This is a genomic window from Lampropedia cohaerens (genome assembly GCF_001005215.1).
Taxonomy (GTDB): Bacteria; Pseudomonadota; Gammaproteobacteria; order Burkholderiales; family Burkholderiaceae_C; genus Lampropedia; species Lampropedia cohaerens.
Genome location: NZ_LBNQ01000021.1, coordinates 1 through 17,715, shown reverse-complemented (window position 1 = coordinate 17,715; position 17,715 = coordinate 1). Strand labels below are relative to the sequence as shown.

Here is a 17,715-nt window from a genome sequence, read left to right as displayed (position 1 = left end):
ATGGGTACGGTGGGCCGGGAAGTCGGATCCACTACAAGCGCAGCGGCCTCGCAGGTGCGAGGCCAGACTGCAGAGGATAACGGCTGAGAACCTGAACAGGTTCTAAGACGGGGGCTTACCAAGTCAGCGTCGTCTCCCCCGTCTTGAGCGTGCGGCTTGCCTGACCGGTCGGCAGCGCCAGTTGTATGTTGATGGTGTGGATGGTCGGAAATGCCTTGGTCAGCAGCACGTCGATGGATTCCAGGGCTTGCGGCTGCGTGCAACGGAACTGGTAGTTGGCCACCACGTCGGCATGGCCACCATGTTCATGGTCGTGACCATCATGGTCGTCGCCATCATGCTCGGCCTTTGCGTCATTTTCATGACTGTGATCGTCTTTGTGCGCATCGCCTGAATGCAGTCCATCCAGCGCGACCGCTGTCTGCTGGCATGCGGCAGCCGCACTGGGCACGAACAGGCCGGAGCCTTGCAGGGTGGCGATGGCGTCGGCAACGGCCTTGTGTTCGGCTTCGTCGTGCGGGGCGTGTTCGAATCCTGTGATGTCGGCCTGCGGCGCAGTCAGTGTGATCAGCAGGTCCTGACCGTCCGCGGCAATGTCCACGCTGACGACCCCGTGCACATGGGCGGCCTCGTTGTGTCCATGGTCATCATGATCGTGACCGTCGGCGTGAGCGAAGACGGGAGCGGCCAGCAGGGCCGACAGCGCGAGAGCGACGCTGTGCGCCCCGTGGCGAGAACGGGTGGCAAGCAGGCGAGAGAGAAAGCAAGATGGGGACATGGCGATAGTCACTCAATGAAAAGCGGATGCATGAGAACGGATGCCGCCCCTGACAGGGCGGTGCCTTTCGATCATAAATGATAAAGCGATTTCATTAGTTGTTGGGAGTTTCGAGGGGTCTCTCGCACGCTGTCACGCCATGGCAATGGTGGGCTGATAGGCGCTTTGGTGGTCACTGCTGTTTAGTCACTGGAGCCATCTCCGCTTGCGGCAGGTCGCTGTGCAGAGATGGCCGTGGTGCCTGTGTCGCTTGCAATGACTGAGCAATGCCTGAGGCGCCAGGCCACTGAAGGTGGGCTGCAGTGGGGCCAAGCCATCCCGGCGTGTGGGGGCCAGCCCGGCGCCGTTTTACCGCAGCCGCACGTAGTGTCCCGGCGCATCGACGATGGCGGGAAAGTTCTCGGCGCCCGTGCGAGGTGGCGCTGCGGGAGCGCCTGAGCGCTGGCGCAGCCAGTCGAGCCAGGCGGGCCACCACGAGCCGCCTTGCGACGGCGCGGCTGCCAGCCATTCGTCTGGCGGCAGGGTGCCGCCGTGCGCGGGGCGCACGCGCAGCTGGTACTGGCGCCGAGGGTGGCCCGGCGGGCTGACGATGCCGGCATTGTGGCCGCCGCTGGTGAGCACGAAGGTGATTTCCGCAGGCGTGAAGCGATGGAGCTTGTAGACGGAGCGCCAGGGGGCAACGTGGTCGGAGACGGTGCACACGCAGAATATCGACAGCGCGATGTCGCCCAGCGAGACCGGCCGACCGGCGACGGGGTAGCGGCCAGCACTGAGGTCGTTGCCGAGGTAGAGCCGGCGCAGGTATTGCGCGTGCATCCGGGCCGGCATGCGGGTGGCATCGGCATTCCACGCCATCAGGTCGTTGATGGGCCTGCGCTCGCCCAGCAGGTACTCGTTGACCATTCTCGACCACAGCAGGTCGTAGGAGCGCAGCATCTGGAACGCGCCGGCCATCTGGTCGGCGCGCAGGTAGCCATTGCGCTGCATCTGTGCCTCCAGCAAGGCGACCTGGCTTTCATTGATGAACAGTGCCAGCTCACCCGGTTCGCTGAAGTCGGTCTGCGCGGTGAACAGGCTCAGCGATGCCAGGCGCGCATCGCCGTCACGGGCCATGGCAGCCGCAGCAATGGCCAGCAGTGTCCCGCCCAGACAGTAGCCGGTAGCGTGCACCTTGGCCGCGCCAACGATGGCGCCTATGGCCTCCAGCGCGGCGGCTACGCCCAGTTCCAGATAGTCGTCCATGCCGAGGTCGCGGTCGTCGGCGTCGGGATTTTTCCAGGACACGCAGAACACCGTGTAGCCCTGATCGACGAGGTACTTGACCAGCGAGTTGTGCGGCGACAGATCCAGAATGTAGTACTTCATGATCCAGGCCGGCACGATCACAACGGGTTCGGGGTGCACCGTGTCGGTTGTGGGCGCGTACTGAATCAGTTCGATCAGGCGATTGCGCAGCACCACCTTGCCGGGCGTGACGGCCACGTCCCGGCCGACCACGAAGTTTTCCACGCCGGCCGGAGGCTGGCCGGTAAGCGTGCGCGTGACATCGTCGATCAGGTAATGCAGACCGCGCAGCAGGTTGGCGCCGTTTTCCTGCAGCGTGCGCTGCAGCACCACGGGGTTGGTCAGCAGCTGATTGCCCGGGGAGCACAGATCCAGCCATTGCCGCGCCGCGAAAGTGACGATGGCTTCGTGGCGCCGCTCGACGCCCAGGATGCCCTGTGTTGCCAGCTCCCACCAGCGCTGTTGCAGCAGAAAGGACTGGTGCAGGACGTTGAATGGCCACTGCTGCCAGGGTTCGGCAGCAAAGCGCCGGTCCTGCGCTGGTGGCACAGGAGGCGACCTGCCGCTGTCAGTCTCTGCATGCGCAATGCTGTCGAACTGGTACCTTGCCAGCGCGGTTGCCTGCTCCAGTGCCCGCAATACCAATTCGGCCTGTTTGCCGGGAGAGATGGCCAGATGCGAGCACCAGTCGATCCATGCGAGCAGCAGCGATTGCGGAGAGATGGATGCGGTGAGGCTGGCGAGCTGCGCGCGCGCGAGCATGTCCAGCGTCTGCAGCTCGGGGGAATCTGCGGCCATGGGGAATCCTGAAATAGTGGCTGAAAGGGCGAGACACGCCATGCAAACGCATGTTGCGGCACAGCATGGCGGCGGGGCTCAGTCTGGGTTTACTGCGCATGGCGCGACGGCTGGCGGGTAAATAATTGCCATCAATCGCGCGCTTTGTTGGGCCGCCGACCACGCGAGCGCCCAGGCGTTGGCTGTAATAGCGCCAATACGTGCTTCAGGCGACGTGCCTCTTGCGGCGAAGGCGCACCGGTCTGCCGCACCAGTGTGTCCAGGAACTCCGCCGCGTCCTGACGCGTCTGCTCAGGGATGTCGACCACCAGCTGCGCGATCGCAGCAATCGCTGCATCCGGCGCGTGCTGAACCAGTCGCGCCTGGCGGCGTATCAGGGCGCGGAAGGCGGCCATGATCGCACCGGCGTTGCCGGCTTGCTCCAGGTGAGGGCGCGCCAGCTGCCAGGTGCAGTGAAAGATCCGCTCGTCAGTCTCGCCGCGCGCTTCCAGTACGTGAATCAGGCCCCGCACCAGCGCTTCGGCCAGCCCACCCTGTACCAATTCGGCCTGTAACCGGGCCTGTTCGCTGGCGATGTAGGCACGATGTTCCGGCGTATCGCCCGGATGCTGGCGTGGCGGATTCTGGTCGTGGATGCTCTGACCGGCCAACGCCTGCAGCGCGGGAGAGCCATATAGCGTGTCGAAGGTCAGGGCGTAGATTGCGTCGCGGTGGTCACGGTATCGGTCGAGCATGTATTCGATGGCCGTGGCTGCACGCTGCTGAAGCTGCCAAAAGGGGTTTTCCTCGTCCACCGCTTGTCGTTGCGCGCGAACCTGTTCAGCCAAGTCGGCCACAGCGGGTGCCAGCGGGTGCAGGTCAGACCACCACTCGTAGCCGATACGCAGCGGATGCAGCGCCTGCAGCCACCGCGCCGACAGTGGCGTGGACAGCGCACGCACCCAGGGCTGGGCGAAGTTGCGGTAGAGCGCGAGATTGATCTCGGATACCCGCGCGGCGGCGGCAAAGCGCCGTTCGCTGGCCGGGTCAGGCTGCACGATTGCGCGAATCTCGTCCACGCCGCTGCGGCGGATCTTCAGCAGGTAGGGGTCGTCGGCCGGGTTGCCCTCGCGGTCCTCGACTTCGGCACGGTAGATGCCGGCCGGCAGCAGGTCGATCAGGTCGATGTTGGCGGCGAATTCGCGGTGTTCCCTGCGCCCGACGCTGCCGGAGACGAAGATGCCCAGGTGGCCGATGCTGTCATGGGTGGCGAAGACGATGGTCTGGTCGTGGCCGGCCACGTCGGCATCGTTGCGGTACAGGTCGGTGATCCAGCCCAGCGCCTGCGGTGGCGGGGTGATGTTGTCGCCGTAGGAGCAGAACACCACGATCGGCGAGCGCACGTTGCGCAGATCGATGCGCACGCCGTCGGAGGTGACCAGCTCGGCGGTGGCCAGCTTGTTGCCGATGAACAGGTTGTCGACGATGTACTGCATCTCGCCGCCGTCCAGGAACACGTGGCCGCCCCAGTACTTTTCGAAGCCCAGATAGCGCGGCCCCTCGGTGTCGACCTTGGCGTAGAGGTTGTACTGCTTGGTCCACAGCGTGTTGGCCGGATCCAGGTTCTCGAAGTTCTGCACCAGCCAGGCGCCGTCGAAGCGCCCCGCGCCCAGGTCGCTGGTCATGGCCGTCAGCCAGCTGCCGCCGAGCAGGCCGCCGGCGTAGCGCATCGGATTCTTGCCCGCCCAGTACGACAGCGGGGCGCCGGCCAAGATGATCGGGCCGAACAGCTCAGGCCAGACCGCGGCGGTCATCAACACCTGCCAGCCCGCCTGGCAGTTGCCGATCACCGCCGGTTTGCCAAGGCTGTCGGGATGCAGCTGCGCGACCTTGCGCACGAATTCGGCCTCGGCGCGCATCACGTCCTCGACCGTCTGCCCGGGCACCGGGTCGGGCAGAAAGCCGACGAAGTAGCACGGGTGTCCGGCCTTGAGCGCGGCGCCGATCTCGCTGTCGGGCTTGAAACCGCCGATGCCGGGGCCGTGCCCGGCGCGGGGATCGACCACGATGAATGGGCGTTTGGTCGGGTCAATTTTGACGTCATCGCCGGGGATGATGCGTACCAGACCATAGTTGACCGGGTGCGGCAGATCCTGCCCGGACATCACCAGTTCGGCCTCGAACTGCAGCACGTTTGGCACTTTTTCCTGCAGGTGCGCACGGTACTGGTTGCCGCGCTGACGGCGGATGTCGGCGTACAGCACACTGCGCTGCCAGGCATCGATCAGGTAATCGGTGGCGGCAGCCGTCCACTGCAGCGGCGTGGCCGGTGTCTCGGATGCAGGCGGAGTGCGGGGCCTGGTCATGGTCGGACTCCTTGTGCGCGATGCGCGCTCTGGTCAATACATGTGCTGGCCGCCATTCATTGCCACGTTACTGCCGGTCATGAAGGCGGCGGCGTCGCTGGCGATGAAGGCAATCAACGCGGCAATCTCCTCGGGCCTGCCCAGGCGTCCGACGGGAATGCCGGCAATGATCTGGTTGCGCACTTCTTCGGGGACCGCCATGACCATCTGTGTGGCGAGATAGCCCGGCGAGACCGTGTTGACGGTCACCCCCTTTTTTGCCACTTCCAGTGCCAGCGCCTTGGTAAAGCCGTGGATGCCGGCCTTGGCGGCCGAATAGTTGGTCTGCCCGAACTGCCCCTTGCTGCCATTGACCGAGGAGATGTTGATGATGCGGCCCCAACCGCGTTCGAGCATGCCGTCGATGAACAGCTTGGTGACGTTGAACATCGAGTCCAGATTGACGCGCAGCACCGCATCCCAGTTCTCCTTGCTGAGCTTGCGGAAGGTGGCGTCGCGGGTGATGCCAGCATTGTTGACCAGGATGTCGATGGCGTGTCCATCGGCGACGATGCGCTCTGCCATGCGCTGGCAGGAGTCCCAGTCCGCCACGTCCACATCGTAGGAGTGGAACGCGTAACCGGCGGCAGCCTCCTTGGCCAGCCAGGTGGCCGCGTCCTCATCGTTGCGAGAATGGGTGACCAGCACGGTGTGGCCGGCATCATGCAGGGCGCGTGCGGTCGCCTCACCCAGGCCGCCCATGCCGCCGGTGACGAGGGCTGTGCGTCGTGTTGCGGTGTTGTCGGTCATTTCGACTCCTTGGCGTCAGGGGCGGTGGCGCCAAACCATGGATTCCACGGCCTGAGCAGTTCGGTCCATGCAGACTCGCTGAATGCGGGGATAGTGCCTCCGGCACCGGGCATGCTGTTCTTGAATGCCAGCAACGCTTGCCGCTGCCACTCCTGGATAGCTTCCTGGAGGCTGGCAGCCACGTGCGTCTGGAGGCGCAATGCTGCTTGTGATAAGGCCTGGCTGTCGCCAGTGAGCTGATGCAGTTGACGCCAGAAGGCCTCGGAGGGCAGTGCGGCCAGCGTCTGCCAGTCGCCCGTTTTTTGCAGTGCCTCGATGGTGGCGTCACAGGCGTTGATGCGCTCGTCCATCAGGCGAATGGCCAGTTCCAGCGACTGTTGGCTCTGCTGTTCCAGCAGCTTCACTATGCGGGTGGCGAGTTGTAGATTGGCTTTATGCATGTCCAGGGACGATTGCGTGGAGTCGGTCATGGCAGGTACCTTTCGGGAAAGAGGAAGGGGCAGGGAGATGGCGTGCCGTTGGCGGGTTGCTGCCTCAGAAATGGAAGCAGCGCCATTCCAGCCATGCGCTGGTTCGCAGCCCATCGGCAGGCGCTGCAGCGCATCAACGATGTGGTGATTTGCGATGACGCGTACGTAATGACGCGTTCAAGGTTGTGTTTTCGGGCGAACGGGCGTTTAGCTGCATGTGTCTATTGCTCCTCCCAGACAAAAGTGGACTTCTTTCATAGGCCGTACCTGATGCATCCCCGCGAGTTGCCCAGTTGCGCTGAAGCCGCCCCGCGCCAACAGAGTGAAGATCGGTGCTGGATCAACGAGGTGATCGAAGTGACGTAGTTAACGACTATTTGGTCGTTAATGCATGATACCTGTCAAAAAATGTTTTCCCGACTTTTCGCACCGACTTGGTGGGGCATGCGTGGTATGGGACGAACTGCTGGCGCCGGAGCACCGCGCGACGCCTTGGATGTGACTGCACCTGTTCGATCAGAGATCTGCGAGAAGCCCGCGAATGGGTCGGCTGACAACTTGCAAGGCGCCCTGTTGTCAGAACGGAGCGGCAGTCCATCCACGGGCGTTCCAATCGACGCTTTCACGGCGGGGCGTGGCTTGATGCCGGTTCTGTCGGGAGCGAGGTCATGGCCTCGTTGTCGCCGCACGCGCCGGATGCTGTAGCGGCGCAGTCATCCATTGCGCGGCATCAGCGTGTTGCCAATTGGTCCCCCCGGCATTGCCGGGAAGCATATGTCGCGACGCGCCTTCAATTCAAGGTCGTTCAGGCGCGTGCCACGCCATCTGACGCATGCGCTGGAGAGGGAGAACGTTTCGGGAAATCGGAAAACTGTTGCACGAGCGGAGTCGCAGACCTGCGTAGCGCTGCAGCTGTGGCATTGCGGCATGTGTGACTTGCTGCTAATAGGCTTGCTGGCACAGCTATACTCGCCACGGTACCTATTGACCGCTTGGTCGTTAGCGGTGATTGCGATGCGTACAGGACGGTTGCGTTCGCTTTTTTCCCGCTGGTGTGTCGCTGTCGTGCAGGATATCCGCCATGAAGGCAGGTGGTGCATTTTTCTCAACGCCACCCGAGAATGCTCTCAACCTTTTCACTTTGATCTTGTCCTGCAACCATGCAAAGCCCTGACCATTCCTTCCTGCTGCGCAGTGCGGTTGCATTGCTTTGCGCTGTGATTGCGGGCTGTGCATTGCCGGATCGCCGCGCGATCGATGCCGCTGTGCAAATGCCTGCCTCCTATCCTTATACGGACAGCAGCAATGGCAGCTTCGGCGCGGCAGTGGCTGACGCGCACTGGCGCGCCTATTTCTCGGATCCGCGCTTGCAGCAGCTGATCGAAATAGCATTGGCTCACAATCGGGATCTGCGCACGGCCGTTCTGCGTGTTCAGCAAGCGCGTGCCAGCTATGGCGTGCAACGTAGTGCGCAATGGCCTACCCTCGGTGCTAGCGGTGAGGCCAGTCGCGCTCGCACGCCCGGGGATCTGTCGCCATTGGGCAGCGCCACCACTGCCAGTCAGTACCAACTTGGCGTGGGCATCAGTAGCTGGGAAATCGATTTCTGGGGGCGTATCGCCAGTCTGAACGAAGTGGCACTACAGAGCTTTCTGGCCACTGATGCAGCGCGGCGCGCTGCCACCGTTGCGTTGATCGCACAGGTGGCCGATGCATATTTCGGGCTGCGTGAGTTGCAGGAGCGCTTGGATCTGGCGCATGCCAATGAACGCAACCAGCGCGAATCGTTGCGCATCTTCACGCGCCGGTTCGAGGTGGGCGCCATATCCCGCCTGGAGCTCACGCAGATGCAGACGTTGATGGCGCAGGCGCAATCGCTGGTGTTGCAGCTGCAGCAGCAGCGGGATGCGCAGAGACTGGCGCTGGGAATTTTGCTTGGTGGCAGCGTCGATCCGGCTAATTTACCCCCGGCGGGTTCGCTTGCCGATGACGTCGCGCTGTTGCCGTTGGTGCAGCCAGGTCTGCCGTCCGATCTGCTGCAGCGGCGTCCCGATATCGTGGCGGCAGAACATCAGTTGCGCGCAGCGCAGGCCAATATCGAGGCAGCCCGTGCAGCGTTTTTTCCGCGCATAAGTCTCACCGCATTTGGGGGAACGGCCAGCAACGAATTGGATGGCCTGTTTCATGGTGCCAACCGGGCGTGGAGTTTTGTGCCGAACCTGTCGTTGCCGATTTTTGATGGTGGACGCAATCGCGCCAATCTGGATCTGGCCGAGGTCCGCACCGAAATGGCCGTCGTGGATTATGAGCAGACCATCCAGAACGCCTTCCGCGACGTGGCGGATGCCCTGTCTGCGCAGCATTGGCTGGTGCAGCAAGCGGATGTGCGCCAGCGCGATCTGCAGGTGCAGCAAGAACGCGCGCGGCTGTCGCGGCTGAGCTATGACAGTGGCGCCTCGAGTTTTCTGGAAGTGCTGGACGCCGAGCGGGATCTCATTGCCGCCGAACAGCAGCTGGCGCAGACGCGCAGGGCGCTGCTGGCCAGCCGAGTGGCGTTGTATGCAGCACTTGGCGGCGGCGCACCACCGCCAGATGGCGGGCAGGTTGCAGTGCAGGGCCCGGCGGCGAGCCGGCCGGTCTCTTCCGATATGCATGTTTTCTGACCTGACGAAATTGCCATGGACCTTCTCAAACGCAAATTCATTCCCATCCTGCTGGTGGTCATCGCAGTGGCCGCTGGCTGGTACGTTTGGCAGCACCAGCAGACAGGAGCGGAGGAAGAGGGGTTCGTGCGCAGCAATGGCCGCATTGAGGCCACCGAGGTCGACGTTGCCACCAAACTGGCCGGGCGCGTCGCGGACATCCTGGTCGATGAGGGGGATTTCGTCAGTTCCGGGCAAGTGGTGGCCACCATGCAGGTCCAGACACTGGAGGCCCAGTTGCGCGAAGCGCAGGCGCAACGCCGGCAGGCGCTCAATGCGGTGGCAACCGCGGAGGCACAGGCAGCCATGCGCGAGGCCGATAAGTCCGCATTGCTGGCGCAGGTGCGGCAGGCTGAGAGCGAGCTCGATGCGGCAAGACGTCGTCTCGCGCGCTCGGAAACCTTGGCGCGCGAGGGCGCGGCGTCCATGCAGACGCTGGATGATGACCGCGCTCGCGCCAGCAGCGCCGAGGCTGCGCTGGCTGCAGTCAAGGCGCAGGTGGCGTCGGCCGATGCGGCGATCGTCGCTGCCCGCGCGCAGGTAGTCAGTGCCCGCTCGCAGGTTGATGCGGTGGATGCAACGCTCGAACGCATCCAGGCCGAGATTGACGACAGCCAGCTCAGAGCGCCGCGTGACGGACGCGTGCAGTTTCGCGTCGCGCAGCCTGGAGAGGTGCTGGGTGCCGGTGGCCGGGTGCTCAACATGATCGATCTCTCCGACGTCTACATGACGTTCTTTCTGCCGACCGAAGCCGCGGGACGCGTGGCGATCGGCGCTGAAGTTCGCATCGTGCTCGATGCGGCTCCCCAGTACCCGATTCCAGCACAGGTATCGTATGTAGCCAGTAGTGCGCAATTCACACCAAAAACGGTGGAAACCGCCGATGAGCGGCAGAAACTGATGTTTCGCGTGCGCGCGCAAATCGATCGCGAGCTGCTGCGCGAGCACCTGGAATACGTCAAGACCGGTTTGCCGGGGGTGGCCTGGGTGAGGCTGGATCCGTCCCGTTCTTGGCCGGCTGATTTGGCGTTGCCACCAGGGCAGTAAGCGGTATGCCGTCCCTTCCTCAGGATGCGTCTGGGCATGTGGTGCGGCTCCAGCAGGTCGTACTTCATTACGGCAAGACGCAGGCGCTGGCTGGCATTACCCTGGACATTCCCGCTGGGTGCATGGTGGGGTTGATCGGCCCTGACGGGGTCGGTAAATCTAGCCTTCTATCGCTGATTGCCGGAGCTCGTGCAGTACAGCAAGGCAAGGTAATCGTGCTTGATGGCGACATGCGCAGCCGCAAGCATCGCAATGCCGTGTGTCCGCGCATCGCCTATATGCCGCAGGGGCTGGGAAAGAATCTGTACCCGACGCTGTCGGTCGAGGAGAACCTGCAGTTCTTTGCGCGCCTGTTCGGGCACGCGCCGGCCGAACGGCGGCGGCGCATCGACGATCTCACGCGTGCTACGGGGCTACATCCTTTTCTGGATCGGCCAGCTGGCAAGTTGTCAGGGGGAATGAAGCAAAAGCTTGGTCTGTGCTGTGCGCTGATACACGATCCGGACCTGCTCATCCTCGATGAACCGACTACTGGTGTCGATCCATTGGCCCGCGCGCAGTTCTGGGATTTGATCGGTAACATCCGTCGAGACCGACGCGGCATGAGCGTGATCGTCGCCACCGCGTATATGGACGAGGCGCAGCGATTCGATTGGCTTGTGGCGATGGACGATGGCCAGGTGCTGGCCACAGGCTCGCCCGAGCAGTTGCTGGCACGCACCCATAGTGATTCGCTGGAAACAGCGTTCATCGCACTGCTTCCGGAAGAAAAGAAACGCAACCATACGCAAGTCGTCATCCCACCGCTGCAGGTCGATGAGGATGACATTGCTATCGAGGCCAGGAACCTCACCATGCGTTTCGGAGACTTCGTTGCGGTGGATAACGTCAGCTTCCGCATCCGCCGTGGCGAGATCTTCGGCTTTCTGGGCTCCAACGGCTGCGGCAAGTCCACCACGATGAAAATGCTCACAGGGCTGCTGCCCGCCAGCGAAGGGCAGGCGTGGCTGTTTGGCAACCTGGTCGATCCGCACGATCTGGATACGCGCCGGCGGGTGGGCTATATGTCGCAGGCATTTTCGCTCTATAGCGAACTGACGGTGCGGCAGAACCTGATGCTGCATGCGCGCCTGTTCGATGTACCTGAGGACGCTGTTGGCGCTCGCGTGCAGGAGATGGAGCGGCGCTTTGGCCTGCAAGATGTGGTACACGCATTGCCTGAGAGCATGCCATTGGGCATGCGCCAGCGCCTGTCGCTGGCGGTGGCGATGGTGCACAAGCCGGAGCTGCTGATTCTCGATGAGCCGACATCGGGGGTGGATCCGGTCGCACGGGATGCGTTCTGGCAGCTGCTGATTGAGCTGTCGCGCCGCGACAAGGTCACGATCTTCATTTCCACGCACTTCATGAACGAGGCGCAGCGCTGTGACCGCATGTCGATGATGCATGCTGGCAAGGTGCTCGACAGTGACACCCCTGAGAAACTGGTGCAAAAGCGTGGCGCCAGCACGCTGGAGGAGGCGTTCATCGGCTATCTGTTGGATGCCGGGGGTGGCAGCGCACCAGTGGCCCCGGCGCAGGCCGAGCCGCTGCCCGTGGCCGGGGATGCGCCCGTGCCGAGCGTACAAGGTCGCGTCAGGCGCAGATATTTCAGCTTGCAAAGGTTATTCAGTTATGCCTGGCGCGAGGCGCTGGAGCTGCAGCGCGATCCGGTGCGCGCTGCGTTGGCACTGGTGGGCTCGCTGATCCTGATGCTGGTGCTGGGCTTTGGCATTGGCACCGATGTGAATGACCTGCGTTATGCGGTGCTGGACCACGATCAGTCCTCACTGTCGCAGAGCTACCAGCTGGATCTGGCGGGCTCGACGTATTTTCAGGAACAGCCACCGCTTGCCGGCTACGATGACCTGGATCGCCGCATGCGCAGCGGTGAGTTGGCGGTGGCACTGGAAATTCCGCCGGGGTTTGGCCGCAGTGTTTTGCGCGGTCAGCCGGTGGCCATCGGCGCGTGGTTTGACGGTTCCATGCCCCAGCGCGCCGAGACGGTGCAGGCGTATCTGCAGGGCATGCACCAGCATTGGCTGACCGAGCAGATGGCGCATCGGACGGGCGGGACGCAAGTTGGCAACATTGCCGTCGAAAACCGGTTCCGCTACAACCCGGATGTCAAAAGCCTGCCTGCAATGCTGCCGGCCGTGATACCCATGTTGCTGCTCATGCTGCCGGCGATGCTGACGGCATTGGCGGTGGTGCGTGAGAAGGAGATGGGTTCCATCCTCAACCTTTACGTAACGCCGGTGACGCGCAGCGAGTTTCTGCTGGGCAAGCAATTGCCTTACGTGGCGCTGGCCATGTTGAATTTCCTGCTGATGGTGCTAATGGCGATCACTGTCTTCAACGTGCCCATCACCGGCAGCTTCTGGACGCTGGCGGTTGCATCACTGCTGTTCTGCTTCATTGCAACTGGCATGGGCTTGCTGGCCTCGGCCGTGACAAAAAGTCAGATTGCCGCCATGTTCTTTGCCATGGTCGGAACCCTGATTCCGACCATGCAATATGGCGGCATGATCAATCCAGTCTCATCGCTGCAGGGCAGTGGCCGTTTCATTGGCGAGGTCTATCCCGTCAGCCATATGTTCACCATCAGTCGCGGCGTGTTCAACAAGGCACTGGATTTCAGTGATCTTTCGGCATCGTTCCTGCCGCTGGTGATCGCCGTGCCGGTGATCCTGTGCGCGGCCATTGCACTGCTGAAGAAACAGGAGCGCTGAGGATGTTGCGCAGAAAAATCAGCAATATCTACCGGCTTGGGGTCAAGGAGCTATGGAGTCTGTGGCGCGATCCGATCATGCTCGGGCTGATCCTCTTTGTGTTCACGTTCTCCGTGTATTCCTCGGCTACATCCATGCCGGAGACGCTTCACAACGCACCGCTGGCGATCGTTGACGAGGATAACTCCCAGCTTTCGCAGCGCATCGTGGCCGCGTTCTATCCGCCTGAATTTCTGCCGCCAATCATGATCGATCAGTCGCAGGTCGATCCGGGCATGGATGCTGGCGAATACACCTTTGCGCTGATCATCCCCGCTGGTTTTCAGCGCGACGTACTGGCCGGGCGGCGCGCGGAGATCCAGCTCAATACCGATGCAACGCGCATGACACAGGCGTTTACCGGCAGCGGATTCATCCAGCAAGTCGTGCTGGGAGAGATCAATGCATTCGTGCAGGGCTACCGCGGCACCGCCGCCTCGCCAGTGGAACTGGAGATGCGCGCGCGCTTCAATCCGACCCTCGACAAAAGCTGGTTTGGTGCGCTGAGCCAGATCATCAACCAGATCGCCATGCTGTCAATCATTCTTGCCGGTGCGGCGCTGATCCGCGAACGCGAGCATGGCACGATCGAACACCTGCTTGTGATGCCCGTCACGCCCGGAGAGATCATGCTCTCGAAGATCTGGTCGACGGGGTTGGTCGTCCTGCTGGCTTCAGCGCTGTCGCTGAACTTGATTGTGCGCTGGGCATTGCAGGTGCCCGTCGCCGGCTCACTGTGGCTGTTCTTTACAGGCGCAGCGCTGGTGCTGTTTGCCACCACTTCGCTAGGCATCTTCATGGCGACAATGGCCCGCAACATGCCGCAGTTCGGCATGTTGATGGTGCTGGTCATGATGCCGCTGCAGATGCTCTCTGGCGGCAGCACGCCGTTCGAGAGCATGCCCGAGCCGGTTCAGTTCGTGATGCAGGCAGCACCCACCACGCACTTCGTTAAGCTGGGCAGTGCCATCTTGTTTCGCGGCGCAGGCATTGATGTCGTCTGGCCGCAGTTTGCCGCCTTGATCATCATCGGCATGGCGCTGTTTGTCGGATCATTCATGCGGTTTCGCAGCACAATCACCCAGATGGCCTGATCGGCGGCTGTCGGCGTCACGACCTGAGCCGACGCACCCTGAAGGCTAAGACCGTTAGCAGCGTACCGAAGACGACTGCGTAGAATGCGATCAACCCCATGATGGAGATCAGCCCGGCAAGCGGGTTCACTATCAGTAATAGGCCAAAGAGCACGGACAGCGCTCCCGCTGCGATCAGTAGCCATTCGCCCGCAATCTCCTTGCGCAAGCGAATGGCGGCGGCAATTTGCAATACGCCGGTGGCAATGGCCCAGAAAGCGATGTAGGCAATCGCGAACGCCAGGACAAGCGATGGTGCAAACAGCGCAACCAGGCCAGCCAAAATGCTGGCTATTCCCCACAGTACTAATGACCACCAGCGCGTGTTAGCTCGCCGGTTGACAACGGCTGACCAGATGCCGATGACCCCGTCGGCCATTGCGTAGATGGCAAATAACAGTAGCAGCACGGTTGCCGAAGCGCCTGGCTGAGCCAGAGTCAACACGCCGAATAGCAAGGCTGCAATACCGCGCAGAAGTAAAAGCCACCAGCCGTGCGCCAAAGCTTTACTGAGGTAGCCGGAGGGAAACATTGACGTCTTGTCGTGCATGCGTGTGAACCTCCATTGGCCCAGATTGGAATCAAAGGTGTTCGCGGATACGAGATCCGTCGGCACCATCGCCGCTGTGGAAATAGCCAGCCCTCAAGATCAGGACATAGCGTACACGATCTTCGAGTATTAGAGTCGGCTCCAGAAGCACGATAGGGCGCCTCATATGTCCATTCATCAGGACTGAACGGGCAACGAACCCGCAAAGTGCGCTGGCGTGCATTGGCCGGATGTGGCCATTGCTGCCTTCTGGAATCGACCAGCCTGTAGTGTGGGTTTGTCGTCACGCCGCGCACGATGCGTTGCGATTGCGCAGAATGCCGGAGCACTTATAGAAGTGACAGTTGATGCGGACGGGCAGGCCATTCGGGGAGGGCTGTGGCTATGCGCCGTTGCCCTACAAGTGGACATCCGCACGCGACTTATCGTACAACCTGCTGTGTGGCGTACTGTTCTGCGCGAGAGCTGCAGAACAGCCTTCTGATACCGTTTCGAATGACTTTCTGCTTGGACGGATTGTGTTCGGGTTTTTTATGGCCCCGAGAGCGCCGCGCAGACACTGTCTCTATACTGCGCAGCCTTTTCGGCATTGCGCCATGCGCCGTTACCTGCGGCGCGCAATCACCATGCGTTCATCCTCATCACTCGACTCACCCACAGCAACGCCTATGGATGCGCCAAGGCGTGTGCGGGTGCGTATGGCGCCGCAACTGCGCCGTCAGCAAATCCTTGATGCCGCACTGGAGCAATTCAGTGTGTTTGGCGTGGCTGGAGCGACGATGGAGGGCATTGCCCAGCGCGTGGGCCTGACGAAGGCGGGGCTGTACGCGCATTTTGCAGGCAAAGATGAAATCTTTGAGACACTGGTGCGGAGCTTCCTGTTTCATCCGATGCAACAGGATTCCTGGCGCTGGCAAGAAGCCGACAGCCTCGAAGAAGCAGTAGACAGGTTCTTGGAACGTGTGTATGCATTGGTCCACGATGCCCGCATGCAAGCCATTTTTCGGCTGTTGATCGCCGAGAGTGCTCGTGTGCCCGACCTCATTTTGCGATGGCATCAGGGCTTCATCGCCAGCCATGCCAGGATTCGCCAGGAAGAACTCAATGAAGGGATTGACCGGGGACTGATTGCAGATAACCCGGTATCCCGCGATTTCACGGTAGTTGCTGCTCCAGCCTTGCTGGCATTGGTGACATGCATGACGCTGGGAGGCGATACTGCCGCTGCGAAACTAGCGCAGATCAAAGCTGCGCACAGGCATATGTTGCTGGTGGTGTTGGACCCGGCTGCTGCAGACGCAATGCGTCGGACGTGCGGACCCTCTAACGAGGCTGCCGAGGCAAATTGAATCGCAGCGGGCAGATCTGGGCGTCAATTTCGGCACGACCTCAGGGCCAATTCTTCGCATGCAGTAAAGGCTGGCGTGTGATTCGGACGCTGCCCCACTCATCCCCTAGATTGATAGCGACGCATCAAGAGAAAAGCCCAGGCAGATCAACTACCCGGGCTTTTTTCATGATTTCCTGGTCGGGGTGAGAGGATTCGAACCTCCGGCCTCTACGTCCCGAACGTAGCGCTCTACCTGGCTAAGCTACACCCCGCTTGAGCAGGCGGCTATTCTAGTCCATCTTGAGCGTTGCGCGGACGAGTTGGGTGGTTAATTGCGCTGCATCTGTTCGCTAGGCCTGCACAGTATTCCCGGCATGGTCTGTCTAGCGTCTGCAAGGGAGGCCAGCCGCGGGGTTGCAAGCTTTTGAGACATTGACCTGCCCCCTCACAGCCGTACCAATCGAATGGAAGTGAGGTCCGTCAACTTGGAGAATGACGGACATGAGGAAGAGTCGATTTACCGAGCAGCAGATCATTGGGTTCTTGAAGCAGGCCGAGTCAGGCCTGCCGGTCAAGGAGGTCTGCCGTCAAGGTGGGTTCAGCGAGCCCACGTTCTACAAGTGGCGAAGCAAGTACGGCGGCATGGAAGCCGATGAGGCCCGGCGCCTGAAGGACCTGGAGGTCGAGAACTCCAGGCTCAAGAAGTTGCTGGCAGAAGCTCATCTCGACCTTGAGGCGCTCAAGGTCGGCTTCGGGGTAAAGCGCTAGCCCCGCAAGACAAGCGCAAGGTCATCGCCAGGATGCTGGAGCAGACCCAGATCTCCGAGCGCAGGGCTTGCCGTCTTGTGGGGCTGTCGCGCGACGCCTGGCGCCATCCACCGCAGCTCGATGAGCACACGATGCGTCTGAACGAACGCATTCATGCAGTGGCCATGGAGCGCCGGCGCTTTGGGTATCGTCGTGTGCACGACATGCTGCGCAAAGAGTTTCCAGGCACCAATCACAAGAAGGTGTTTCGCCTGTATCGCGAGCAAGGCTTGGCCGTTCGTAAGCGCAACAAGGGCAAGAAGTACCGTGGTGAGCGCACGCCTTTGGTGGCCGCTGCCCGGGTCAATCAAACCTGGAGCCTGGACTTTGTCAGCGACTCGCTGTCCAACGGGCGCCGCATCAAATGCCTGACTATCGCCGATGACTTCACCCATGAGTGCGTCGACATCGCTGTGGACCTTTCCATGCCTGGGGCATACGTCGCTCGCATCCTCGAGCGGGCTGCAAGATTCAGGGGCTACCCAGAGGCCATCAGGACCGACAACGGCCCAGAGTTCACATGCCGAGCATTCATAGCCTGGATGCAGACACGAGGCATACAGCACATCCTGATTCAGCCAGGCAAGCCAACTCAAAACGCCTACATCGAGAGCTTCAACGGCAAGTTCAGGGATGAATGCCTCAATGAGAACTGGTTCGAATCCCTGGCCCAAGCCCGCGAGGTCATCGCCATCTGGCGCCAGGACTACAACGAGGTCCGACCGCACGGAACGATTGGCCGGATTTCTCCGGCTGAGTTCGCCGCCAAACACCGCAATCCCAACCCATCAACCACCGAGGCAGGATCAGTTAACCTACATACCCTTGGACCTCTCTCCAACTGATTGGTATGGCTGGAGGGGGCAGGTCAA

12 protein-coding genes and 1 tRNA gene are annotated in these 17,715 nt (G+C 61.8%); 6 read left to right on the top strand and 7 right to left on the bottom strand.

The window, feature by feature from the left end; genetic code table 11:
- Window positions 1–115 precede the first annotated feature (115 nt).
- The 5 genes from AAV94_RS06095 to AAV94_RS06075 all read right to left on the bottom strand — a co-directional run bounded on the left by AAV94_RS06095 (window position 116) and on the right by AAV94_RS06075 (window position 6,464).
- Window positions 116–778 carry a ZrgA family zinc uptake protein gene (locus tag AAV94_RS06095; protein WP_084824778.1) on the bottom strand — a complete coding sequence of 221 codons (663 nt, stop codon included), beginning with the start codon at window positions 776–778 and terminating at the stop codon, window positions 116–118.
- Window positions 779–1,126: 348 nt separating this feature from the next.
- Complete coding sequence (locus AAV94_RS06090; RefSeq protein ID WP_084824777.1) at window positions 1,127–2,860, bottom strand: PHA/PHB synthase family protein; 1,734 nt, start codon at window positions 2,858–2,860, stop codon at window positions 1,127–1,129.
- Between the two features lie 131 nt (window positions 2,861–2,991).
- Window positions 2,992–5,205: a DUF3141 domain-containing protein gene (locus AAV94_RS06085; protein ID WP_046741454.1), complete on the bottom strand. Its 2,214-nt coding sequence runs from the start codon at window positions 5,203–5,205 to the stop codon at window positions 2,992–2,994.
- A gap of 33 nt (window positions 5,206–5,238) precedes the next feature.
- Window positions 5,239–5,994: an acetoacetyl-CoA reductase gene (gene phbB, locus AAV94_RS06080; protein WP_046741453.1), complete on the bottom strand. Its 756-nt coding sequence runs from the start codon at window positions 5,992–5,994 to the stop codon at window positions 5,239–5,241.
- Window positions 5,991–6,464 (bottom strand): phasin family protein, encoded by a 474-nt coding sequence (locus AAV94_RS06075; protein ID WP_046741452.1) that lies wholly within the window; start codon window positions 6,462–6,464, stop codon window positions 5,991–5,993. Before AAV94_RS06075 ends, phbB begins: the two co-directional genes overlap by 4 nt.
- Window positions 6,465–7,624: 1,160 nt before the next feature.
- Between AAV94_RS06075 and AAV94_RS06065 the strand changes: the two genes are divergently transcribed.
- From AAV94_RS06065 to AAV94_RS06050, 4 genes are read left to right on the top strand one after another with little or no spacing between them, the layout of a single operon-like run.
- Window positions 7,625–9,127: an efflux transporter outer membrane subunit gene (locus AAV94_RS06065; protein ID WP_046741450.1), complete on the top strand. Its 1,503-nt coding sequence runs from the start codon at window positions 7,625–7,627 to the stop codon at window positions 9,125–9,127.
- A gap of 15 nt (window positions 9,128–9,142) precedes the next feature.
- A complete protein-coding gene (locus tag AAV94_RS06060; RefSeq protein WP_046741449.1) occupies window positions 9,143–10,213 on the top strand; it encodes an HlyD family secretion protein in 1,071 nt (356 codons plus the stop codon).
- Window positions 10,214–10,218: 5 nt separating this feature from the next.
- Window positions 10,219–12,984 (top strand): ribosome-associated ATPase/putative transporter RbbA, encoded by a 2,766-nt coding sequence (gene rbbA, locus AAV94_RS06055; RefSeq protein WP_046741448.1) that lies wholly within the window; start codon window positions 10,219–10,221, stop codon window positions 12,982–12,984.
- Between the two features lie 2 nt (window positions 12,985–12,986).
- On the top strand, window positions 12,987–14,117 hold the full coding sequence (locus AAV94_RS06050; protein ID WP_046741447.1) for an ABC transporter permease: 1,131 nt from the start codon (window positions 12,987–12,989) through the stop codon (window positions 14,115–14,117).
- A 16-nt stretch (window positions 14,118–14,133) separates the two neighbouring features.
- On the opposite strand, the gene AAV94_RS06045 is transcribed toward AAV94_RS06050, so the two are convergent.
- Window positions 14,134–14,706, bottom strand: coding sequence for an HdeD family acid-resistance protein (locus AAV94_RS06045; protein WP_197408021.1), 573 nt, complete (start codon window positions 14,704–14,706; stop codon window positions 14,134–14,136).
- A 596-nt stretch (window positions 14,707–15,302) separates the two neighbouring features.
- Here AAV94_RS06045 and AAV94_RS14600 point away from each other — a divergent pair.
- On the top strand, window positions 15,303–16,055 hold the full coding sequence (locus AAV94_RS14600) for a TetR/AcrR family transcriptional regulator (RefSeq protein WP_197408020.1): 753 nt from the start codon (window positions 15,303–15,305) through the stop codon (window positions 16,053–16,055).
- Window positions 16,056–16,231: 176 nt separating this feature from the next.
- On the opposite strand, the gene AAV94_RS06035 is transcribed toward AAV94_RS14600, so the two are convergent.
- Window positions 16,232–16,308: transfer RNA gene (locus tag AAV94_RS06035), tRNA-Pro, on the bottom strand.
- A 229-nt stretch (window positions 16,309–16,537) separates the two neighbouring features.
- On the opposite strand from AAV94_RS06035, the gene AAV94_RS06025 reads away from it, so the two are divergent.
- Window positions 16,538–17,688, top strand: a protein-coding gene (locus AAV94_RS06025) for an IS3 family transposase (protein WP_407927304.1) whose coding sequence is annotated in 2 segments (ribosomal slippage) — window positions 16,538–16,784 and window positions 16,784–17,688 — 1,152 coding nt in all. Because the reading frame shifts where the segments join, the coding sequence is not laid out codon by codon here.
- Window positions 17,689–17,715: the final 27 nt, after the last annotated feature.